The 4,208-nt window shown below is 42.5% G+C and carries 2 protein-coding genes; both read left to right on the top strand.

Going from position 1 to position 4,208, the window contains the following annotated elements; translation table 11 throughout:
* On the top strand, positions 1–762 hold a 762-nt coding region (locus tag B4G81_RS11140; protein WP_294082501.1), incomplete at its 5' end, for a dihydrodipicolinate synthase family protein.
* Between the two features lie 100 nt (positions 763–862).
* Positions 863–4,102 carry a SusC/RagA family TonB-linked outer membrane protein gene (locus tag B4G81_RS11135; protein ID WP_294082500.1) on the top strand — a complete coding sequence of 1,080 codons (3,240 nt, stop codon included), beginning with the start codon at positions 863–865 and terminating at the stop codon, positions 4,100–4,102.
* The last annotated feature ends 106 nt before the right edge of the window (positions 4,103–4,208 follow it).

Below are 4,208 nucleotides of genomic sequence, written 5' to 3'. Positions count from 1 at the left end.
GGGGAGTTTACTTCCCTCACCACAACCGAAAGAAAAATGATTTTAGAGGAATGGATAAAACGGGGTAAAGGTGACTTTCAAATTATTGCCCATGTGGGCAGCGATAACCAACGCGAGGCAATGGAGCTGGCACGTCATGCTGCAGTGCAAGGCGCAGATGGAATCGGGTGTATCGCCCCTTCATTTTTCAAGCCGGAAAAAGTGAAGGATCTGATCGATTTCTTTGCGCCTATTGCTGCTTCCGCACCACAATTACCATTCTACTATTATAACATGCCCTCCATGACCGGGGTAAATCTTTCGGTTGCACAGTTCCTTCATGAAGGGAAAAAAAGGATTCCCAACCTGGCAGGTGTGAAGTTTACACACCACAACCTGATGGAAATGGGCGACTGTATTCAGCTGGATAATGGGGCATTTGAGGTGTTACACGGTTTCGACGAGACACTGATTTGCGGATTGGCTCTCGGTGCTGTAGCCGGTGTAGGGAGTACGTATAACTATATACCCCATATCTATCTGAATATTTTGAAATCCATGGAAAGTAACGATGTGGAAACGGCACGAGCCTTTCAGGTACAGTCGGTTGAAATGGTGAAAATCATTATTCAATATGGAGGAGGAGTGAGAGGCGGGAAAGCCATTATGAATCTGATGGGAATCGAATGCGGATCATGTCGCCCGCCATTTGCCACATTCGAAAGGGAGGAGTATGATGCTCTTCAGGAGAGTCTACGGAGCGTTGGTTTATTGGTAAAATAAAGAAGGGAGTGTGTCCTGTAAACAATACTCCCTTCAGTCAGAATTTAAAAACACAATTATTTTTAAAATCTATACAAAGATGAGAAAAATTTATCGATTTTTGGCCTTACTAGTTGGTTTATTTGCTTCTATTACCTTTCTCCGGGCACAGGAGATAACAGTGTCCGGGACCGTGAATGACAACGAAGGTGAAACTTTGCCGGGCGTTTCCGTGGTTGTGAAAGGTACTACTCAGGGAACGGTGACCGATATAGACGGAAATTTCCGATTAACTGTCCCGAAAGGTGGCACATTGATGTTTTCATACGTAGGTTTTCAAACACAAGAGATCATCATTACAGAATCAAGACAAATACGCGTGGTGATGCAACTTTCCACCGTGGAACTGGAAGAGTTTGTAGCAATAGCCTATGGGACGCAATCCCGCGCATTGGTAACACAGTCTATATCGAGCGTTGGGGAGGAGGAATTTCTAAAAACACCCGGACAAAATCCTTTATTGCAATTACAAGGGAAAGTGGCGGGTTTGTCATTACAGATGCAAAACGGGCAACCTGGGGCAAACCCGCAAGTATTTATCCGAGGAGGAAGCTCCACATCTCCCGAAAGTGATACACCTCTTTTTATCATTGATGGAATAGTTTCTCAGGGATTCAGAAATATTTCAGATATGAATCCTTCCGACATTGAGTCCGTAGAAGTTTTAAAAGATGCAGCCTCAACAGCAATTTACGGTTCCAGAGCGGCAAATGGTATTATACTTATTACGACCAAGTCGGGTAAGGGAGGAAAAACGAAAGTGAATTTTAAATATACCTTCGGTATAGAAATGCAGCCGGAGAGAATTCCTCTTCTGAACGCAAAAGATTATATCTTTTTAACTCGGAGTAATACCGCCAAGTTTAACAAAGCCGATCTGACTTACAATGGCAAAGAAGACCAGGCAAAGTTTCTGAATGGTTCTTACGGCATGTCTACCGGAAATCCCAGAAATTCCAAAAATACGCTTGAATTTCTGGATGTCTATTTGGCCAATTACGGACAGCAATACGTAAGCAATTTATTGGAGAGAGAGGGTTGGCAAACAATGCAGGATCCTGTAACCGGCAGACAACTCATTTTTCAGGACAACGATTTCCAGGATGCTACCTTTACTACCGGCAACAAGCATGAATATGATTTGGATGTAAGTGGAGGAAATGATTTTGCCAGCTATTATGTGGGACTCAGATATATGGATCAGGATGGTATTCTCAGAGGTACAAACTATAAAAATTACAGTATCCTGTATAACGGGGATTATAAATTAAGCGATACATGGAGAATGTCTACTAAGGCGAACTTTCAGGTAAGAGATTCTAAAGGCGGGGGGAATACGAACAATACGATATCCAGAAGTATTTTGACGCCGCCCACCTATCGACAGTATTATGAAGATGGAACTCCCGCACCGGGTGAAGGTATCTCGTCGTTCCGAAACAGGCTTCATGAACTTTATTATAAAGGGAAGTACGATGATGTGACCGTCTATCGTACCACATTTCAAGTTGGTGCCACATGGGATATATTGCCCGGGTTGATATTTAGCCCATCAGCATATTATTTTGGAACAGAGGGGCTAGAGAATTATTTCCAGGCCCACAACGAGACCACGGGTAACACGATACGTCCAGCATCGGCCGATCATAACTACGACAGACATCTTCAGGGTGATGCACTGCTCTCTTATGATACGAAATTTGGTGAGAACCATAATGTGTCTGCTGTTGCAGGAACAAGCTATACAAACGATTATAGCTACAGACTATCGGCAAGCGGCAGTGGGGCCATGATTGACCAGATCCCCACTTTAAACGCCACGGCCGACAGTACACAACGTGCAAGTTCCACGAAAACATATGAAGCAACTCTTAGCTATTTTGGACGTGTAAACTACGATTATAAGGGAAAATATATGGCGTCGGCAAGTTTACGGACTGATGCTTCGTCGCGTTTTGCGGAAGAAAACATGTGGGGTGTTTTTCCCGGGTTATCTGCAGGATGGAACATGCACAGAGAAGAGTTTTTTGAACCTTTGATGAATATTATGAGCCGATGGAAGTGGCGTGCAAGTTGGGGACGTACCGGTAACAATAATTTAAGTGTCGCTGATTCCCGTGGTGCCTATACTATTACTGGCAGTAATTACATGGGTAGCGTGGGTATCCTGAATACGAGATTGAAAAATTCCCAGCTTCAATGGGAAACAACCGATTCTTATGATATTGGGATTGACATTGGTTTTTTTAAGAACCGACTGAATTTTATGTTTGACTACTATAATAAATTGACTCATGACCGTTTATACGACGAGCCGCTATGGTATTCTACAGGTTTTAGTTCAATCAAAAGTAATTATGGCTCAATCCGGAATACCGGTTTTGAAATAGAACTGGATGCAACCCCCATTGATATACAAGGTTTCATCTGGAATCTGGCCATGACCTTTTCGTATAATAAAGGGGTTGTTGAACAACTTCCTGATAACGGGGAAGAGAAAAACAGGGTAGGCGGTAATTTTATATACGATCCTGTCACCGGCAAGGAGATGAAAGTTGGAGGAATAGCCGAAGGAGAACGCTTTGGAGGAAGGTGGGCATTCAACTATTTGGGTACCTATCAAACAGAAGAAGACGCGTCAAAAGCTCCGGTGGATCCGAATGCTCAAAGCCGCCGAAAACATGCGGGAGATGCCATTTTTGAAGATGTGAACGGCGATGGGAGACTTGATGTGAAAGATATGGTATTTATGGGATATATCCGTCCTGACAAAACAGGAGGCATTATTAATACATTCAGTTATAAAGGATTGACAGCAAGGGTCGTAATGGACTGGGCTGTAGGTCATGTGATTGACAATGGATTTAAGGGACAAATTATGGGTAGCTCCAGAAATAACAACAACGCCATTAAAGAATCGATGACCAATACCTGGCAAAGTGCAAATGATGGTACCAGATATCCCAAGTATACCGTGCAAAGTGATTATGATTATCAATACAGAAACAATATGAGATGGGATAATCAAATAGGGAATAGTGCCCAGGGAGCGACCAATAACAGTTTGTACTACAGCAAAGGTGATTATTTGGCATTCCGGGAGATATCACTGAGTTACCAACTCCCGCGATCGTGGGTGAAAAGTGTTAAATTAAGCGGCATAGAAATTTTTGTAGGAGCATATAATCTGGGATATATCACCAAATACGAAGGTATGTTCCCCGAAATTTATACAGGTTTGGACTATGGTATTTATCCCAGGCCAAGACAGTTTAATACAGGGGCCAGGATTAGTTTCTAAATTATTATTCCAAATATCTCAATAAAAAATTATATGAAACGAGCATGATAATCATTATCATACAAGATCATGACTAATGCGAGTTCCATATGACACCATTGAAAAT

The organism is Proteiniphilum sp. UBA5384 (assembly GCF_002410825.1).
Classification (GTDB): domain Bacteria; phylum Bacteroidota; class Bacteroidia; order Bacteroidales; family Dysgonomonadaceae; genus Proteiniphilum.
The sequence above is the reverse complement of the archived record's forward strand: the minus strand, read 5'-3'. Positions and strand labels throughout refer to the sequence as shown.